Source organism: Chitinophagaceae bacterium C216 (genome assembly GCA_028485475.2).
Taxonomy (GTDB): Bacteria; Bacteroidota; Bacteroidia; order Chitinophagales; family Chitinophagaceae; genus Niabella; species Niabella composti.
Map to the genome: position 1 here is coordinate 2,165,703 of CP144143.1, position 17,174 is coordinate 2,182,876.

At 36.8% G+C, this 17,174-nt stretch carries 22 protein-coding genes; 2 read left to right on the forward strand and 20 right to left on the reverse strand.

Annotated elements, in window-relative coordinates; translation table 11 throughout:
• Positions 1 to 61: 61 nt before the first annotated feature.
• The 4 genes from PIECOFPK_RS09260 to PIECOFPK_RS09275 form a co-directional block, all read right to left on the reverse strand.
• The gene (locus tag PIECOFPK_RS09260) at positions 62 to 1,177 is read right to left on the reverse strand and encodes an NADH:flavin oxidoreductase (protein WP_409965683.1); all 1,116 of its coding nucleotides are present in this window, start codon (positions 1,175 to 1,177) and stop codon (positions 62 to 64) included.
• 68 nt (positions 1,178 to 1,245) lie between these two features.
• Complete coding sequence (locus PIECOFPK_RS09265) at positions 1,246 to 1,827, reverse strand: Crp/Fnr family transcriptional regulator (protein WP_409965684.1); 582 nt, start codon at positions 1,825 to 1,827, stop codon at positions 1,246 to 1,248.
• A 220-nt stretch (positions 1,828 to 2,047) separates the two neighbouring features.
• The gene (locus tag PIECOFPK_RS09270; protein ID WP_409965685.1) at positions 2,048 to 2,614 is read right to left on the reverse strand and encodes a DUF1697 domain-containing protein; all 567 of its coding nucleotides are present in this window, start codon (positions 2,612 to 2,614) and stop codon (positions 2,048 to 2,050) included.
• Between the two features lie 135 nt (positions 2,615 to 2,749).
• A complete protein-coding gene (locus tag PIECOFPK_RS09275; RefSeq protein WP_409965686.1) occupies positions 2,750 to 3,748 on the reverse strand; it encodes a helix-turn-helix domain-containing protein in 999 nt (332 codons plus the stop codon).
• A gap of 499 nt (positions 3,749 to 4,247) precedes the next feature.
• Between PIECOFPK_RS09275 and PIECOFPK_RS09280 the strand changes: the two genes are divergently transcribed.
• Positions 4,248 to 4,649: a nuclear transport factor 2 family protein gene (locus PIECOFPK_RS09280; protein WP_409965687.1), complete on the forward strand. Its 402-nt coding sequence runs from the start codon at positions 4,248 to 4,250 to the stop codon at positions 4,647 to 4,649.
• A 246-nt stretch (positions 4,650 to 4,895) separates the two neighbouring features.
• Here the strand turns inward: PIECOFPK_RS09280 and PIECOFPK_RS09285 are convergent, their stop codons facing one another.
• From PIECOFPK_RS09285 to PIECOFPK_RS09340, 12 genes are all read right to left on the reverse strand, one after another.
• Positions 4,896 to 5,732, reverse strand: a complete 837-nt coding sequence (locus PIECOFPK_RS09285; RefSeq protein ID WP_409965688.1) for a hypothetical protein — start codon at positions 5,730 to 5,732, stop codon at positions 4,896 to 4,898.
• A 178-nt stretch (positions 5,733 to 5,910) separates the two neighbouring features.
• On the reverse strand, positions 5,911 to 6,255 hold the full coding sequence (locus tag PIECOFPK_RS09290) for an MmcQ/YjbR family DNA-binding protein (protein ID WP_409965689.1): 345 nt from the start codon (positions 6,253 to 6,255) through the stop codon (positions 5,911 to 5,913).
• A 117-nt stretch (positions 6,256 to 6,372) separates the two neighbouring features.
• Positions 6,373 to 7,062, reverse strand: a complete 690-nt coding sequence (locus tag PIECOFPK_RS09295) for a hypothetical protein (protein ID WP_330975415.1) — start codon at positions 7,060 to 7,062, stop codon at positions 6,373 to 6,375.
• A gap of 398 nt (positions 7,063 to 7,460) precedes the next feature.
• Entirely contained in the window at positions 7,461 to 8,072 is a 612-nt protein-coding gene (locus PIECOFPK_RS09300; RefSeq protein ID WP_409966815.1) for an alpha/beta hydrolase, read from the reverse strand.
• Between the two features lie 6 nt (positions 8,073 to 8,078).
• Entirely contained in the window at positions 8,079 to 8,264 is a 186-nt protein-coding gene (locus PIECOFPK_RS09305) for a hypothetical protein (protein WP_409965690.1), read from the reverse strand.
• Between the two features lie 137 nt (positions 8,265 to 8,401).
• Complete coding sequence (locus PIECOFPK_RS09310; protein WP_330975413.1) at positions 8,402 to 9,172, reverse strand: MBL fold metallo-hydrolase; 771 nt, start codon at positions 9,170 to 9,172, stop codon at positions 8,402 to 8,404.
• Between the two features lie 125 nt (positions 9,173 to 9,297).
• Positions 9,298 to 10,197 (reverse strand): alpha/beta fold hydrolase, encoded by a 900-nt coding sequence (locus PIECOFPK_RS09315; RefSeq protein WP_409965691.1) that lies wholly within the window; start codon positions 10,195 to 10,197, stop codon positions 9,298 to 9,300.
• Positions 10,198 to 10,261: 64 nt separating this feature from the next.
• Positions 10,262 to 10,828: a Crp/Fnr family transcriptional regulator gene (locus PIECOFPK_RS09320; protein WP_330975411.1), complete on the reverse strand. Its 567-nt coding sequence runs from the start codon at positions 10,826 to 10,828 to the stop codon at positions 10,262 to 10,264.
• A 299-nt stretch (positions 10,829 to 11,127) separates the two neighbouring features.
• Complete coding sequence (locus PIECOFPK_RS09325; protein WP_409965692.1) at positions 11,128 to 11,604, reverse strand: DUF4405 domain-containing protein; 477 nt, start codon at positions 11,602 to 11,604, stop codon at positions 11,128 to 11,130.
• A 16-nt stretch (positions 11,605 to 11,620) separates the two neighbouring features.
• Positions 11,621 to 12,211, reverse strand: a complete 591-nt coding sequence (locus PIECOFPK_RS09330; protein ID WP_409965693.1) for an NAD(P)H-dependent oxidoreductase — start codon at positions 12,209 to 12,211, stop codon at positions 11,621 to 11,623.
• A 323-nt stretch (positions 12,212 to 12,534) separates the two neighbouring features.
• Complete coding sequence (locus tag PIECOFPK_RS09335) at positions 12,535 to 13,065, reverse strand: Crp/Fnr family transcriptional regulator (protein ID WP_330975408.1); 531 nt, start codon at positions 13,063 to 13,065, stop codon at positions 12,535 to 12,537.
• A gap of 66 nt (positions 13,066 to 13,131) precedes the next feature.
• Positions 13,132 to 13,422, reverse strand: coding sequence for a DUF1272 domain-containing protein (locus PIECOFPK_RS09340; RefSeq protein ID WP_409965694.1), 291 nt, complete (start codon positions 13,420 to 13,422; stop codon positions 13,132 to 13,134).
• Positions 13,423 to 13,813: 391 nt separating this feature from the next.
• Here PIECOFPK_RS09340 and erm point away from each other — a divergent pair, with 391 nt between their 5' ends.
• Positions 13,814 to 14,617, forward strand: a complete 804-nt coding sequence (gene erm, locus PIECOFPK_RS09345; RefSeq protein ID WP_409965695.1) for a 23S ribosomal RNA methyltransferase Erm — start codon at positions 13,814 to 13,816, stop codon at positions 14,615 to 14,617.
• Positions 14,618 to 14,826: 209 nt separating this feature from the next.
• Here erm and PIECOFPK_RS09350 read toward each other — a convergent pair whose 3' ends face one another.
• From PIECOFPK_RS09350 to PIECOFPK_RS09365, 4 genes are all read right to left on the reverse strand, one after another.
• The gene (locus PIECOFPK_RS09350) at positions 14,827 to 15,573 is read right to left on the reverse strand and encodes a nucleotidyltransferase domain-containing protein (RefSeq protein WP_409965696.1); all 747 of its coding nucleotides are present in this window, start codon (positions 15,571 to 15,573) and stop codon (positions 14,827 to 14,829) included.
• 262 nt (positions 15,574 to 15,835) lie between these two features.
• Positions 15,836 to 16,390 (reverse strand): alpha/beta hydrolase fold domain-containing protein, encoded by a 555-nt coding sequence (locus PIECOFPK_RS09355; RefSeq protein ID WP_409965697.1) that lies wholly within the window; start codon positions 16,388 to 16,390, stop codon positions 15,836 to 15,838.
• A 43-nt stretch (positions 16,391 to 16,433) separates the two neighbouring features.
• The gene (locus tag PIECOFPK_RS09360) at positions 16,434 to 16,562 is read right to left on the reverse strand and encodes a hypothetical protein (RefSeq protein ID WP_409965698.1); all 129 of its coding nucleotides are present in this window, start codon (positions 16,560 to 16,562) and stop codon (positions 16,434 to 16,436) included.
• 129 nt (positions 16,563 to 16,691) lie between these two features.
• Complete coding sequence (locus PIECOFPK_RS09365; RefSeq protein WP_409965699.1) at positions 16,692 to 17,171, reverse strand: hypothetical protein; 480 nt, start codon at positions 17,169 to 17,171, stop codon at positions 16,692 to 16,694.
• Positions 17,172 to 17,174 lie beyond the last annotated feature (3 nt).

Below are 17,174 nucleotides of genomic sequence, written 5' to 3' on the forward strand. Positions count from 1 at the left end.
AACCATTAATTTATATTTGATATATTTCTTGTTCAATCAGAAATTCAATCTGAATAAACCGCTAGGTAGTTTCGGAACAGAGCCTTGCTAATACATTTCTAGTGTGGCTAATAGTCGCTTTGGGACATAGCATATTTTTGTGGAATGGGATTATGGGTTGATAATTCATTGTCTTGATGGGCCAATGCGGATCTGCCAGTGCTGCTTTCCCAATGGACAATAAATCTGCATGGTTATCATTAAGTGCTTTTTCGGCTTTGTCTAAATTATGTAGGCCTCCATTGGCGATTATTGGAATATGCGTGGTACTTCTCATCACCGATGCCAGTGATGTGTTCTCATTATAAAAACTATCCCGTTCCCATTCTCCGGTTTGAACGGCAACGTGTATATAGTCCGGTGCAGATCTTTTAATTTGCTCTGCTAATTCTTTTGCTGCTTCAATTCCTTTTTCCCATCGGTATGTGAGGTCATTTACTTTTCCCTCCGAGATACGGAGCCCTAGGATGAAATGTTTGGGAACTTGCTGTTTTATACCTGATATAATTTCAGCTACAATTCTATAGCGGTTTTCAATGTTTCCACCATAGTGATCTTGTCTTATATTCAGTTCAGGAGTTAGAAATTGATCTAATAAATATCCGTTTGCAGCATGTAACTCTATACCGTCAAATCCGGCCTTATAGGCATTAATTGCTGCTGTAATGAAGCCTTCTTTAACCTGTTCTATATCCTGTAACGTCATGGGTTTGGGTATTGAAAATGCCCCTGATCCTCCATAGGATGCTAACTTGACACCTTTGGGCTGGATGGGCGAGGGAGCAATGGTACTTTTTTGATACTGAGATATTGCTCCTCCATGCATTAGTTGTGCAATAATTAATGCATGATGCTTGTGTACGACATCAGTGATTTTTTTCCATGACTCTATGTGTTTTGTTGTGACCATGCCGGGCTGAAATACATAGCTCTGACTAGCGAAGTTATCTGTGTATAGCCCTTCGGTGATGATGACACTGAAGGCGCCTTTGGCAAATGAAGTGTAGTAGTCCACCATTTCATCAGTGGCGACTCCATCGGCATCTGCACTTACCCGTGACATGGGTGCAACAACTGTGCGATTTTTAAGACTTCTATTCCACAGTGGGATTGGTTGAAAAATAGGATGATTTATCATAAGATTCTGCCTGATTAGTTTGAGGAGGCAAAACTCATGATTCAGTCAATTTTAAAAATTGAACTAGGTCAAGAAGACTTATTTTTTCTGCGAATACGACTGATAAACTCTGCTGAGACTCCTAAATAAGAGGCAATTAAATATTGCGGAACTTTTTTAGCAATTTCAGGGTAAGTGACCAAGAAGTCATAGTAGCGGCTTTCTGCATCAAAAGCATTGTGGTAAATAATTCTCTTTTGCAAAGCACCCAAATAGCTTTCCAGAATCAAGCGGAAGTATCGTTCTAAGCGGGGCAAAGTTGCTAGCAATTGCTGAAATGAGGTGTAGCTGATTTGTAAAACTTTCGTATCCTCTATGGCCTGAATGTTATACATCGAAGGTTTCTGTTTGGAGAAACTCTCAATATCCGTGGCCCACCAGTCATCGATAGCAAAAAATAGAATCTCTTCCTCTCCCGTTTTGTCGTTTATAAAGTAAGTTTTTACAGACCCCGACACTACATAGGTATCATAACGGCAAGTTTCACCATTCCTTAATAAATATTCACCTTTCTCAAAGGATCTTTCTATCCAGAATTTTTCTATAATATGAGTCTCCTCTTCACTTAAAGAGATATATCTGCTGATATTTTGGATGAGTGTATTCTTCATATTATATAATTCCAGATTGATGTATGGGGCTGGTAAAGCAAGTTTTTTACTCAAATTTACGTCACCCTCTAATATTGAAATGTGTATAACTAAGATACAGTAAAGTTGTAGCCTTTTTGCTCAAGAGTGTAAAGCTATTATATTTTATCCCTGATATTACCACGACTGCAAGTCGATAGTTCAACGGATAACGGGCTAGTGTTATCATCCATTGCGGGAGCTATGATTGCGATTTATCTAATGACCCCCTTGTTAATAATTTGAGCAATTCATTTACTGTCTTCCAGTTTCGGGTAGTTGCAGGTACTTTAAGATTTTTTTCTAAAAAGGTATTGTTGAGCTTGGTTTTACCATATCCATTGGGGCAATATAAATAAACTGCGCTAGACGTGATTTCGATGGCTTCTGTCGGATGTTTAACTTTGAGAATAGCATCCTTATCAAATGTTTCTGGTACATCTCCCAGAAATGTTACATGTAGAAATTCTGCATTTTTCGATTTATCTTTTGCTAATAAGTTGTGATCTATAATTGCTTTTAAATTTGTAGAAGTAAGCACTATAACAGGAACATCAAATCCAAATTCTTTTTCGATTTGCACTGATATTTTTTGAGCAAGCTGTTTTGTATCTTCTTTATTTGCGGAGAATATGACATTGCCGCTTTGGACATAAGTATGCACATTTTTAAATTTTAACTTTTCATACAGCTGTTTTAAGGCATCCATTTTAATAATTCTTTTGCCGCTAACATTTATTCCACGAAGAAGCGAAAGGTATGTTACCATTTGATGTCGGATTTTGGAGTACTACTTTTTATGACAATTTTTTTGAATACTGATAAAGGTTGAGGATTTAAATATATTTCATATGCTAATCTATAAAAAAATGCAATCTTCCTTCGTGTGCGGTCAGCTTGCATATTACGTACGGTATGCAGAGGGGGTTATGCCTGTCCACTTTTTGAAAGCCCTAACGAATGCACTTGGCTCGGAGTATCCTATAATTGCTGCTATCTCTTTGACGGATGAAGAACTATTTTCAATATAATGGATGGCAAGCGTTTTTCGTACTTCCTCCACAATTACCAGGTAGGATATTCCTTCCTCTTTTAGTTTCCGTTGGAGGGTTCTCACACTCATATTAAAATTACCAGCAACTGCTTCGATAGACATTGCATAGAGGTAAGAGTTGGTAATAAGGTAATTGAAGATGCGTCGGGAGAAGCTGCCCTTCAGTTTTTGTGGCTGTTGTAACTGGTGTATTTGGTTTAATAACAATGTTTGGATTTCATAGTTGGCAGTTATAATGGGTGTTGCTAAAAATTCCTTTTTAAAATTAATCGAGTAATTTTCAGATTTACTAACCCTACAGTTAAATATGATTTCGTATTCGGCTTTGTAGTCTTTATGAAAACTGGGTATTCCTATTTTTATAGGTTCCGGATTTGTGAGTAAAAGCCCCCTCATTTCGTAAAGGGTAAATGTTACAAGGAAATCACCTATATGCTTCATGGAGCAAGGGAACTTTTCATAACCCTTGTTTTTGATAAAAGAAACACTGAATGTTTTTGATTGTTCTTCTATCAACATTGTATAGTAATCAGTAATCAGGTGCAGCAATGTTCCTGCATGTTGCAAGGCTTCTTTCACTGTGCTGCTCGTCTGAATAATCTGGCCCACAGCGTTTAAAGCAGCAAGCTGCATAGCTGCACCAAAATGTAGACCAGTCAACTTGTCATTGGAAAAATGAACAATATTTTTCCAGAGGGTTTCCATTTGATGGTTGGTGACCTTGTATCGGGATTTGCTATTCAAATCATGAATATTAATTGAGGATAACGAAGCAATTTTATCAATATCCATATTTCTGTCTTTACAGAAAATAAACAAGGCCTGCAAAAATGTTTTTCTGTAATTCATACAGTAAAGATAGCATGTTGTTCTGTGAGTATTGTGTTTAATGTCGTAAAGTGTTAATGAGATGTCGTGTAATGATAATGGCTAAAGGTTGTGGTCGAAATATTTTTGTGTAAACAAAATCGAAAAGTTATGAAGCTCAAAAACATTTTATTTACAAATGCTATCAGCTCTGGAATTACAGGTTTACTGTTAACATCGGTGCCTGAGTTTTTTGCCAAATTGTTCGGTGTCAATACTATTGTCCCGTTTAGGGAAGTAGGAGTTTTTTTGATTGTTTTTGCATTATTTGTATTACTGACAGCTAGTAAAAGCCTATTCCTAAAAATTGGACCCAGCTTATTATTGCATTAGATGTATCATGGGTAATAGTAAGGGTGGTAGTAGTTGTTATTATTTCTTCCTTAGTCAGTATATTCGGCTTCATTATTATTATGACCATAGCAGGCTGGGTAGGGATGATGGCTTATTTACAGCAAAAAGCTTTAAACAAAGGGAGCGTATGATCGATGCAAAGAAAATTGTGGAAGCCTTTTTAGAATATTTACAACAGAGGGATCTAAATCGTATTGTCAATCTTTTTGCAGAGAATGTGAAATGGCAGATTCCCGGAAATGAGAAGCGAATAGCTTGGCTTGGCAAACGTAATAGCAGGGCAGAAGTGGAAGCATTTTTTAAACTACTTTGGTCTGCTACGGTGCCTTTATCTGCAAGCATCCATAAAATACTGATGACGGGAAGCGATGTGATTATTAAAGGTGATTTTGCTACTGAAATGCTTAAGACTGGAAAAATAGTGACTTCAATATTTTTTATTCATTTTGTTGTAAAAGAAGAAAAAATTGTGGAATACACTTTATTGGAAGATAGTTTTGCAGTTGCGCAGGCTATGGAGGTTGGTTAACGGGGTTTGCACAGGAATGGCTGATTTTTAGGAGCACACCACTATGATATATTGCAAGCGCCTATGACGCAGTTCGGCACTAGCCATAATGATATGGTGTGTAGAATTTTTGACAATCATTGTGAGTATAATAATGAATACGAGTCAGAGCTAAGCCTTTTGTATTACGGAGAGTCAAACATATTTTATTATTGAAGCTTTCGAATGACTTAGGTCTTAAATCAGCTCAAAAATCCGTCGTGTATCTTAATCAAGGATGTATATTTTTTTGTTTTTCAAGCTAATTCCAATTTTATTTCCTAACCAATTAATACTGGTTTTCCCTTCGTAAATCAATCCTTCCACAAAAGTAACTTGAGGAGCTTCTCGTCGGGCATACTGATTGGAAATAGACTTAATGGAGCCTTTGTAAAATTTTGTAACGATCTTTTCATCAAATTCACTTTTCTTTTCCGTTATCTCCAATGTCGATTTGTCTATTCCTAATGTATTGATGAAACGGTCGCTCAACCAAAAGGAATTGTCGCCTGCTCCCGAATCCAGTAAAACCTGTATGGTATATTTATCATTTAAAGTAATGTAAGTAGTAATATCGGTGGATTTATCGGCATGGGTAATGAGTTGAATGTCGAAAGATTTTGCAATAGCTTCTTTAGAGAAATCAGTCAATACAATTTCTTTATTATTATAATCAATGAGGATGTCTGTATCGTTAAACATCTGAAGCGAGATAACACCATCAATTCCGTTTGCTTTCAGATCAAAACTAGTGTAGGGGACTTTGAAAAACTTCTTGCCTGCAAATACTATCTCTTTGTTTTCGTATATCGGAGCATTGATCCGTTCGCTCGTAGCTCTGTAGGCAGTGAGAAAATTGTATGTGGAGGCTGGTTTTATACTTTTTATGAAACTATCGAAGAAAAGATTAATTCCTCCACCAGTGTCAAAAATAAAATTACCTTCTTTCCCTTCAATTTTCGCTTTTACAAGTATATGGCCAGAAGGAAGTAGCTGTATTGGAGTTTTTTGGGCGTATGTGTTTGTCAAGGTTAAAAGAAACAGTAGCGATAAAATCTTTTTCATACGGTTAATTTTTATTGGTTATCAATGTACAAGCGCTTTATATACGCATCGATTATGTTTTGGTTGACTAATTTCGTACATAACACTACCTGAATATCAGATTTCGTAGCGCTATTTGTGTTAAGCCTATGTATCAGATAGTCTAAACGTACAAACCTATAAAAGGTTTATTATTGCATCAAGTTGTTGGTCTTACTTGTTGTGCTAGTTTTTGAGGAGCTACATCGCAATATGCTGTTGTCAGTAGATCGACGAACAAGTCTTTGGAGACTTTGCTCATTTCTACGAACGTCCAACCTTGTTTACCCCAACTGTTTTCTACTGGGTATATGACTGTTTTATCTACTGCGGAAAAAACATCTTGGTGTATTTCGGATAGTTTAAGACAGGCTCTTTTGGATTTCTCGTCATAGGTTACGAAAATTTTTTTCTTCACTCGAAAGGATATTTTTTCGAAGTGCGGTTCTTCTGTCACTTGTGGAAAGGATAGTGCCAATTTTCTTAGTGTTGTCAGTGAAATCATTTAATCAACTTTCTTTTAAAGTATTTGCAATATCTATAGAGAGTACTTACTAAGCTATTCAATTAAAACTTCTTCTTGCTTGGTTTAGATATTATGACGACGGAAGGGACCAGCTTATTATTCATCGCTTAGCTGCACCTGAAGCCCTATGCCATCAATTACATATTCCGGAAATTCGGAGAAATCTATATTTTTAAAATGGGATTCTAGAGATTGTTTATCCGTCAAATGAAACTTTTCAATACTGTATTCTATTACTTTTTTATTTAACGAACTTACAAAAATATCGATTTGTTTGTTCAAGTTCGATTGGAAAAGCAATTCATTGAGCTGCTCATAACTGATACTCTTTCGTCCGAATTGTTTTTCATATCCGACTGAAAGTTCTTTTATGACATCTGTATAATAAATAGGTGATGTGAAATAAATAGAACCAAGCTTAGTTAATGGAAAGTCTTCTTGAATAATTGAGAGTGATTCGTCTATATGAACTATAGCCGTTGAAAAGGCTGTCGGCTCTTTGTGATATATACTTAAGTGTAAAGTGCTATCTTTTATATATTGCCGTGCATTTATTGAAAAGTTTAATGTGTCTTGATCTACAATCCAAAAATAACTGTAAGATTTTGACAAAAATCCTAATTCGTAGGAGGGGTTTAATTCGTTTTGACGCTTTGCGATAATAGTATCGTTTTTTTCGTCAAATAATGCAGAAGGGTTGCGAGAGGTACTATTCTGATTGCAAGATAGCCAGCTAAGCGATGTAACGAATATTAGTAAGAGCAGTTTTATTATAGGTTTGATCATTTTGGTGTGTTTATGAATGAGGCTGCGAATTATCAAAACAACAGACTGATAGGGAGGGCTCCTAATCAACTGATGTTGATTTTATGCTCCAATTTAAGAAAATTATCTCAATAATGGGGGATATTGTTTCAATCTGAGGAGAAATCAGCAAATCTTTCCTTGCTGTTTGAAACATCTATCTTCCGGCTTCACGAACAGCTTTAGAAAAACGATCTACTTTATCATATCTAATGACTGGGATACGAGGTGGTGTGTTTCGGACTATATAAACTTGTGGCCACTATAATTGAGATGGGGAAAAACTAAGCATATAAGTGTTTCTGTTGCGATGCAAGTAATTTTTTCTATTTGGAGTAAACAGTTTTAGTATAGAGCCGTTTAAACGCGTTATATACAGCCTAATGCATCACTGTGGAGTGCAGCTCATCAGGTAAGTAATCAAAATGCGTAATAAGGCGGGGATGCTTTTTTAGTAATTTATAAAGTGCTCTTGCTTGATTATACATGCTTAGATCTTCTTTTTTATTGGGTGCGGCAATGAAGACTTTTGTGTGTGGATTTAATTGCATCTTAAATAAACTATCTGCTTGCTTTAAGAGTATGGCGTCACCCCACCAAAGACTAGGGCTGATGATAATATAGGTATTAAACAAAGATGTTTTTTCCAGTAAAATTTCTGTACATAAAAGTCCTGCTAGACTTTCGCCGATAATGGTGCGGTTAGTATTAGCTTTGTATTTTTTTTCAATATAAGGCAATAGTTCTTTTTCAAAAAAGGCGATATAATTTGCAGATTCTCCGTAGCTGGGAAAGTTTTCTTTTGAGAAGCCCATCTTCTCAACAAAATCCAGATTGGCGACTTGAAAGGTAAAATCGCGTCGGCGATTGACATTTTCAATTCCTACTACAATAGATTTAGGAAAGCGGGCAATCCAAGGTTGGGTATTAAATCTTACAATACCTGTGATGTGAATGAAATCCTCCTCAATACCTCCGTCGGGGATATAAATAACGGGTTAGGTGATAGTATCATCTACATTGTATTCTTCGGGCAGATAAATATTAATGGTTCTGGTTTCTCTCAGTACGACTGATTCTAATTTCTCGGTGACGCCAATGGCCAGCGGCTGTACGTGCGTTTGTGCTAATATGGTTAAACCACCCGATAATAAAAACCCAATAATTGCAAATGCCTTTTTCATAATGTTAGCTGCTTTTCTTCGTTAGGAATCTACAAATTTTAAATTTGCAGCTAAATTAAGATAAACACTCTAGCTATATCGTTTTATCTGAGCGATATTTTACAACTCCTAGCGCATTATTGAGAGGAATAGCTTGCCTACAATTTTGATTGGGAATAACGATGAAATTCTTCTATGTCGTGGTAACCAAAAACTTCAATTTCGGGATGGTCGTTTACAAGTTTGCGTATTTTATCAAGCGATGCCAGCCTTAAAATATTATCATCAGCCCTTAATTGTGCTAATTCGTTTACAGGATGCCGCTCATCGGTAAGTTCTACGCGCATATAATACGCGTCAGCCACATAAAAAAGCCACTTGTCATTTGCTTTAAGAGATACACCGCATTGTCCCATAGTATGTCCGAAAAGAGGTATTAAATAGATGTCGGTGTTGATATCAATATTGACTTTTCTTGCTTCAAAGCCAAACCAGTTAAAGTCAGAGCAGCCATAGGTTTTGATAATAGGATGATGCTCCAATGGAAGTTTGAGATATCTTGGATTTCCGGAATTAAAGTTCTCTAGCTCTTCATTGCTCACATGAACGGTGGCTTTTGGAAAGTCGGCTAACCCTCCAACATGGTCGTTATCCAGATGGGTAACAATGCAATCGGTCACGTTTTCAGGATCTAATCCCAGTTTTTTAATTTGGCGTATTGCGGTGATATTTTCATCAAATTGATACCCTACCAGATCAATTAGTTCTTGTCCTATTCTTTCTTTGGGATGTAGCGTATCCTGAAGTCCGATGCCGGTGTCAATCAGAACCAGTTTATCATTTTCCCTAATCAATAAGCAATGGCCACATACATTATCGTTGATAGGGGATACAATTTTAACGCAGTTGAGATGATATATTTCTATCATAGCTTAATTGATTAAACCGATATTAGGGAGGTTTTACGACTAAAGAAGACGCCGTAGGACGGTGTTTTCGGTACTATAATTCCGCACCCCAATGATACATAAAGTTGCAGATAGAATCAAAAAACTTAACGCCCAGATGTATTGGCCTTAGTAGCCATTCTTTTCTCTTTGGAGAGAAAATCAAATATGGCCTCGGCTACCTTGTCAGCTTCTTCTTCTTGCGGAAAGTGGCCGCTCGTAGCTAACCTCACTATAGAAGCATTCTTAAAACCATGTTCAAATCTGCTAAGGTAATGTGGTTTTATGACAGGGTCTTTCATGCCCCAAATGAGTAATGTGGGTTTGTCAGAAATTGTGTGATGTGCACTCCATAGCTCTTCGAACCAATCCTGATCATTGAGCAATGATTTTGCAAATGCTAGGGGCCCATTTCGCTGGCTTTTCTCAGCAAAAGGCTTGGTGTATTGTTTAAGTAACCTTTTCGAGAGTTTGTGATCTCCAAACGATTTGGGTAATATACATCTAGGCGAAAAGTTTAAACATCGGTATAATATAGGTAGCAACGGGCTCTTCAGTATTTTACTCATCTTTTTATAATCCGGATCTGTTTTACTACTCCATAGCCAGGAGTTCAGAATAACGATGCGCTTAATCTTCTGTGGGTAACGGATAGCAAAATTTAATCCGATGGGACCTCCAAAATCATGCACAACCAGAGTGATATCATGTAGCTGTTGATCCAGTATGAATTTCTCAAGTGTAAGACTGTGGTTTTGTGTAGAATAATCATAGTGTTGGGGTTTGTCCGAAAGTCCGAAGCCTATATGATCAATAGCTATGCAACGGTAGGTTGCTTTTAATTTTTTGATTACATTACGAAAATCAAAGCTCCACGAAGGAGTGCCGTGAACAAACAGTAGGGGTTCTCCTTCACCTTCATCGATAAAGTGCAGGTTATGCCCATTAACATTAAAATAGTTCGATGTGAACGGGTATTCTGATTTGTCCAGCCAGCGATTTTCCATGCGTTTAAATTTATACCGCAAAATTCCTGACTGTTTTCAAAACGAATGTTGGTCTACACCAATATTAAAATTTTACTGTATTAAATAGCTTGCTAAAATTGGTGGGATCAATGTTTAGATAGGACGCAATGTATTTGTGGGGGACAAGTTGCAGCAAATGTGGACTACGTTTGCAAAATGCTTTATATCTTTCCTCAATGCTCATGCTATGCAATTCAATATGGCGGTTAATTAAACCTGCCAGCACCGCTTCTGTCATGCGTCGGAAAAGGCGCTCAATTTGCTGCGATTGATTGAATAATCTCAGGAGCTCATCATAAGTAATGTACTCCAGCTCGCTATTTGTAAGGCAGGTGAGAAAATATTTGGACGGTATTTGAAATGAAAATGATTCGGGAATCACGCATAGGTTGGGAGGGTAGGTAAAAGCCATCACATGCATTTTATTGTCCGAGTCGAAAAAAGACATTTGCACACCGGTTTTTACAAAATAAAGCTCCCTTTGAATTTGTCCCGGAACAGTGATAAGCTCACCTTTTTTATAGGTTTTGGTTCTCAGGTTTTGAGTCAGCAGCTCATAGTCGGCCTGGGTGATATCGTGAAAAAGCCTTAGAAAATCGTAGTGTTCCATTCTTCAAAGCGGAAAGTTAATGAAAATAATAGGATAACAGGCTAAAAACCGGATTTGCTAAAGCTCCACTTATTAAATACCTACTTATATCCGGATTTCTATGGGATAGTTCAGTGTAGATGCAGCAGCAGTATTTTCAATGACGCTAGGGGAGCAGGAATACTTTTTCTAAATTACTTTTCTGAAAACCCAATCTCTTGCAGCGTTGCCTCCGCTATTTTGATTAGTGTTCATAATTGATCCCATTTAAGATACTCATAGACATAGCATATATTTTATAATAGCTTGTAGTGTGTACTTTACTTTAAAATCAGATCGATTACTTCTTCTGCATCAGCATGAGTGTTTTTCCATAGGTCTTCAAAATATTGAGCCTCATCTACCGCAATACCGATCGTCTTTAATCTCTTTTTAGCCTCATAGTAATCTATATTTAAAGCATTAAAGGCATCTTTTACTGGCGCTCGTACAATTCTGTTCATTATTTGTAAGTCAACTGGGGGGAACATCCTTTCGGAAACAATGATAATACCCGACAGTGTTAATACTGATAGTAATGCGGGTAAAAACACTCTTTTTTTGAAATGAACCTTTAAGGCTTTCCAATTTAGAATGATGTGAAAAATGGCACACACGATGAAGAAAACACCCAATACTTCATGAACAACTTCGGTATAGCCATCAAGTAAATGGAAGAACATGAATAGCCCCGATATTCCCACCACAAAGAATACTAGAGATAAAAAGGGAGTAATATAGTTTCTGTTAAGTTTCATGGTAACGAAAATTTAATTATTGAAAATTTGAAAATCTTTTTTCTAGTCGTTGTAGCCATTTTACTCTTTTTTCTTGGCTTACATTTTTCACTGATGTAAAGCTTATCCAGTTTACATTTTTGTAACCCATAGTTTTGAAAACACTCTTTATCATTACTTTTCTAATTAAGTTTCCGATGAGCAAGGAGTATAGGATGGCTGGCTTGTTCATAGTAGTGATGATGGTTACACTTTTCAGATTTTTTAATAAGGGGATCAGCCCGAATCCTCGAGGATGATGATCGTATGCCAGGCCGGGTGATAGAACTCTGTCGATGAATCCCTTGGTAGTAGCAGGCATGATATCCCACCAAATCGGGAAAATGAAAATTAGGTGATCGGCAGCCTTAATTCTTCGTTGGTAGTCGATAACTTGAGGGTCAACTGCTGTATGTTCTACAAATGCTTTTAAATCTGCAGAAGTCATTCGGGGGTTAAATCCATCTCTATCCAGATGGATGATATCCACTTCGTGCTTGGCATTAGTGAGTCCTTGGGTTACAGCACTCAGGATAGCATGACAATAACTGCCTTCATATGGGTGATTGAATACAATGACGGTTCTCATTTTTTACAATTTAATTTAGTGCAAAGTTGAGAGCCGGATAAGGCGAAGACGATAACAAATGTTAATAAAAAAGGACTGTTGAGTGAGCTCACTCATTGCAAACCTCTATTTTATGGCAATGCAGTTGTAATGATGAAAAAGGTGTTATTGAATGGTATGGTTATTTTTATCGAAAATTCCATTCTCGGGTTATCATTGTCCTCCACATACTACCTGATCGTATAAGTATATATTGCTAAATCTCTTTCAGGTTCATTTGATGATAATGAGTCTTTAAGATTCTAAATGTTCTTATAAACCATTGTTCTTATGTGCTAAAAAAGCTACCTTCTGTTGCGGATACGACTTAAAGAAACAGAGGTAATACCGAGGTAGGATGCAATATAATGCTGTGGAACTCGTTGTACAATATGCGGATGCCGGGTTATTAATTCTTCATAACGTTGTTGGGGAGAATTTTTAAGGTATGAAAAAAACAGTTGCTGTGCCTGAAATAAACGTCGGAATAAATGTTCTTCGAATTGTTTTTTGATTTCGGGAGACTGCTCCACAATCATTTGAAACTCTTTTTGGGTGAGAGTTTGCAGCACGCAAGGTTCAATGGTTTCAATGCTGTACAGGCTAGGCTGGTTGGTTCTGAAACTTTCTATAGAAGAAACACTGTCGCCTTCGAAGAAAAATTGAGTAGTAATTTCTTTACCATCACTATTTATCCAAGTGCGCAAGCATCCTTTTTCAATGAAGTACATTTTTCGAGAGATCTTACCTTCCTGCAAAAGGATCTTCCTGGCCGACACTTTTTCTTCTTTAAAATAAGGGCGAAATAAATCCCAATTGTTTGGTTGTTGTTTCATCTCATTTGCGTATTAGTTCATGCTTATGCCAAGTAATAGATGGCATCAGGATTTTAAGTACGGGGATTATCTTTTATTCGGCGGTATTTCTTTATATTTTTCCTGTAATTCTATAAATTTTTCCCTATCTATCGGCTGCAAAAGTGTTTTGTTACTTGGTGGATATTTTTCTAAAAATCTTGCAGGCCTTACCGGACGTTTTTCAAAACCACCACCACAGTTCGGGCATACATTATGTAAAACTTTGGTAACACAAGTTATACAAAAGGTGCATTCGAAAGTACAAATCATTGCTTCCTCACTATCGTAGGGTAAGGATTTCCCGCAGTTTTCGCAATTAGGTCTGATTTCAAGCATGAGGTTGTTTTTTATAAGTTATGTTGAATAGTAAAATTGGGAAGAGTCGTTGATAAAACAAAATTTATTTGTGCATTATATATTCCAAGTTCTTACTACTATATATCCCTTTACTTAACCTTTCGGCTTATTTTCAAACTTAGTTACTAAATTTGCGATTTAGTAATGCAAATATATACCTCTATGTTTTGTCTTTGTAGACTGTGGACTTCTATCTAAGTGATAGACAGTCCTGTATAAATCCAATTCTTTTTTGTGGCAAAAGTGCTTGTCACACTGAGCTTTTTCGTTTTTTATGACGAAGCTGTGTGATGGCTACACTATCAGGGAATGCTGTCTATTCACTTCTCGCTGATCTGAATAACAAGTATTCACCTGTAAAATGTGGCCTATGGCAAAATCCAAATTGCCCGTTCGACTCACGGGACAACATTTCACTATTGATAAAGTATTAATAGCAGATTTGATAAAGCAAGCAACCATACATAAGAGCGACACTGTTTTGGATATAGGGGCAGGAAAGGGATTTCTCACAGTTCATTTAGTAAAAATGTGTGACCAAGTTATAGCGATTGAAAAGGACAAGACATTAGTAAAATATTTACGTCTACGATTTTCTAATGCTCACCATGTGAAAATTGTCGGTAGTGATTTTAGAAATTATAGAATGCCAAGCAAGCCATTTAAAGTTGTTTCTAATATTCCTTATGGCATTACATCTGAAATACTCAAGATACTAATGTATGAGCATGCTGAAAACTTTGTTGGAGGTTCTATCATACTTCAATTGGAAGCAGCCCAAAAGTTAGTATCAAATAGGTTGTATAATCCCTTCGCTGTTTTTTACCATACTTTTTTTGAACTAAGGCTACTTTATAAAGTAAGTGCTAAAAGCTTTATGCCACCACCCACCGTTACATCAGCTTTGTTATGTATTAAGAGAAAGAATGTGAGAAATTGTGATTTAAAACACAAACAAAAATATTTAGCTTTTGTTTCTTGCTTGTTGAGTAATCCAAATGTATCAACTAGAGTAGCTTTCAAGAAGATTTTCAGAAAAAGGCAGCTAAGGGCACTTGCTGAAAGATTCAAAATAGATCTTAACGCGCCAATTACTTGTTTGTCACCATGTCAATGGAACAACTGCTTTTTGGAAATGCTGGACATGGTTCCAGAAAAGTTCCATCCCGTATAGCTCTATCTCATTACTATGTTTCTTGGCTAATTTAGTTATCTTGTAATTTTATACTACAGCTAGTAGCTACTCATAGCTGAAGAAGGATAGGGGGTATCTTCTTTAGTATTCCATTAGCCGAAATAGCTACAGGAACTAGAGCTTAGGTTTTTGATTGATCAATATCCGGTTTGATTATTTTTGGCTCTCAATTTTATCAAAATAATCCATTACTTTTTTTCTGTATTCTTATGTAGTATTACGGTATCATCAAATAGCACTACTCTAAGTTGCCGGTATAAAGCTACAGCATTTCTTAAGCTATCTAGTAGTGATTGTTTGCTATATGCCGGAAGAGTGTGTTTCAGTTTTTCTAAATCTTCACGCTCTATTTGGGATTCTATTTTCCTTACGCCCCGAGGGAGGTTGCCGTTTTTTATATGAAGTAAAGGCCCCAATACCACCATACGCAAAAATCCCATAAAATCGTAAGCTTCAAAATATTCGCCTCGCCCGATTTTTAGTAAAGCATAATGTATCCATGTCCAAAATCGATCTTCAATCCATTGGTAATCTGGGTATGGAAATTCTGCTTGCGAATCATTAATGGCTTTTTCAAGTAGTCCATTTCTATCAAATAGTATGGTAGGGGTTTCAATGCGCAAATGAAACTCTTCCAACGTCACAAATTTAAGATCTACATGCAAAAGAGGGTTGTCGTAAAGACAGATGAGCAACCTAGGCTCACCGACATGTTCTCCAGTAAATCCAGACAAAAAATTCCCCAATCTTTTTGCATAATCCAGCATTTTGCTTTTGTGATCGGAAATTCTTTGATGTGTTACAATGATTAAATCAAGATCAGAAAACTCATCAATTTCATTTGTCAGCCAGGAGCCAGAAACTGCCACACCAATAACGTTATCGTCTTGTTGCAAAATCTTCTTTGCTTTGTTTGCAAATTCTTGTTGTATCATTTTTGTTTCTTCCTATTATTTCATATTGCGTATACCGGCCGAAGGTTAGCAACAGAAGCAATGTTGGCAGTGTTTCTGTCCGTATGCTACACAGCATGCTTATCAGTGAAATTAAACAATATTGCTGACATGATTTTTGTCATAGGGCAATTAAAACTAAGTAGTAATATAAAAAAGACGGGCTACAAATCTCAAGTATTTGTCAATAGTTGGACGGATCACTTTTAACCTATTAGCTCGTTGTTATTTTATTGAAAATAACCTATTCGTCTTTAGTGTTGATCAATTTTGCTAACTGACGAATAGCATGTTGGGATTCTTTCATATTGGTTAAAGCCATCCAAAGATGAAACATTTTAGGATACTCAAAATAGTTGACCGCGATTTGTTGTTGCTCCAGTTTTTTCTTGAGTTTTTGGGCGTCGGCAAAGAGCAAATCATGGGTACCGATAAATATGGAAATTTTTCCAAGACCTGAGAAATCTCCAAAGATAGGGCTCACCTTGTAGTCTATTGGATTTATTCCTGCAGCATATAAAGCTCCAGCCATTTTAAGACCTTTAATGCCTAATAGCTTGTCTTTTTTATCCAACTCGATAATATCCATATTACTTAATGTAATATCGAGCCAGGGGGAGTTTAAAATAATTTGTGAAGGTTGTGGCTTATTTTCATTCCTTAGTTTTTGGGCAAATCCCAGTGCTATGCCTCCACCGCAAGAATTGCCCATGAAAATAATATTCTCTGAAGGCGTTTCGTTAAGTATCGCATTGTAGAGTTCGTTTTGGGTATTGCCGAAGGCGGGGATTTTTAGCACAAAAGCATAATCGAAGAACGAAAGTTGAACCTTGCACAAATGTTCAATCGAAACCGTTCAGCCCCGCTTTTGGCAATACCTTGTTACCGGCTGGTGTTCTGTCTGCCAGTCTTTGCAAACCATTGTCAGTACTGAGTTTTTGTTTCATTGTCAGGTCGGTTGTGTGTTGCATTTTGCGTTTTTTACTTTTTTAAAGGATCGGGAATTTTTTAAAACAATCTTGTATTGAGTCGGTTTTGCAAGCTCTTTGCCAAAGCGTTGGCTAGTGTGGCTTTGGCAATATGCTTGCAATTGCAGAACTTTAATAATTCAATGATAGTCCAACTCCAAAGCCCATATCGCTATCGTAATGAGTACGAATACCCATATTTTTGTTGATGATGTATTTTAGTTCTCCCATATATTCCTTGTCGGTATTGACCATAAAGCCTGCTCGAACCCTTTTAGAAATCGGAATGTCTTCACGCATCAAAGACAATCTGACAATTCCATCGTGATAGATCTCTGCCTGAAAGTTAACGAGCATTGGCAATGTATATACAAAACCCAAACTGATAGCGGCACGTTGGTCTTTGCCATTCTTTTGTCCAAAAAGATTAGTTTCGTGTTCGTCCATTCCAATTTTACGGTAACGCCAATCGAAACCTACAAAAGGCATAAACCACTGCATTTTATCTACGTATCTGCCTAAATGCGTTTCTACTTCATAACCTTTTTGTGCAGAATATCCCAAACGCCACTCCGAGGTAAGATTCCAACGTGCATTTTGCACTCTGAACATACC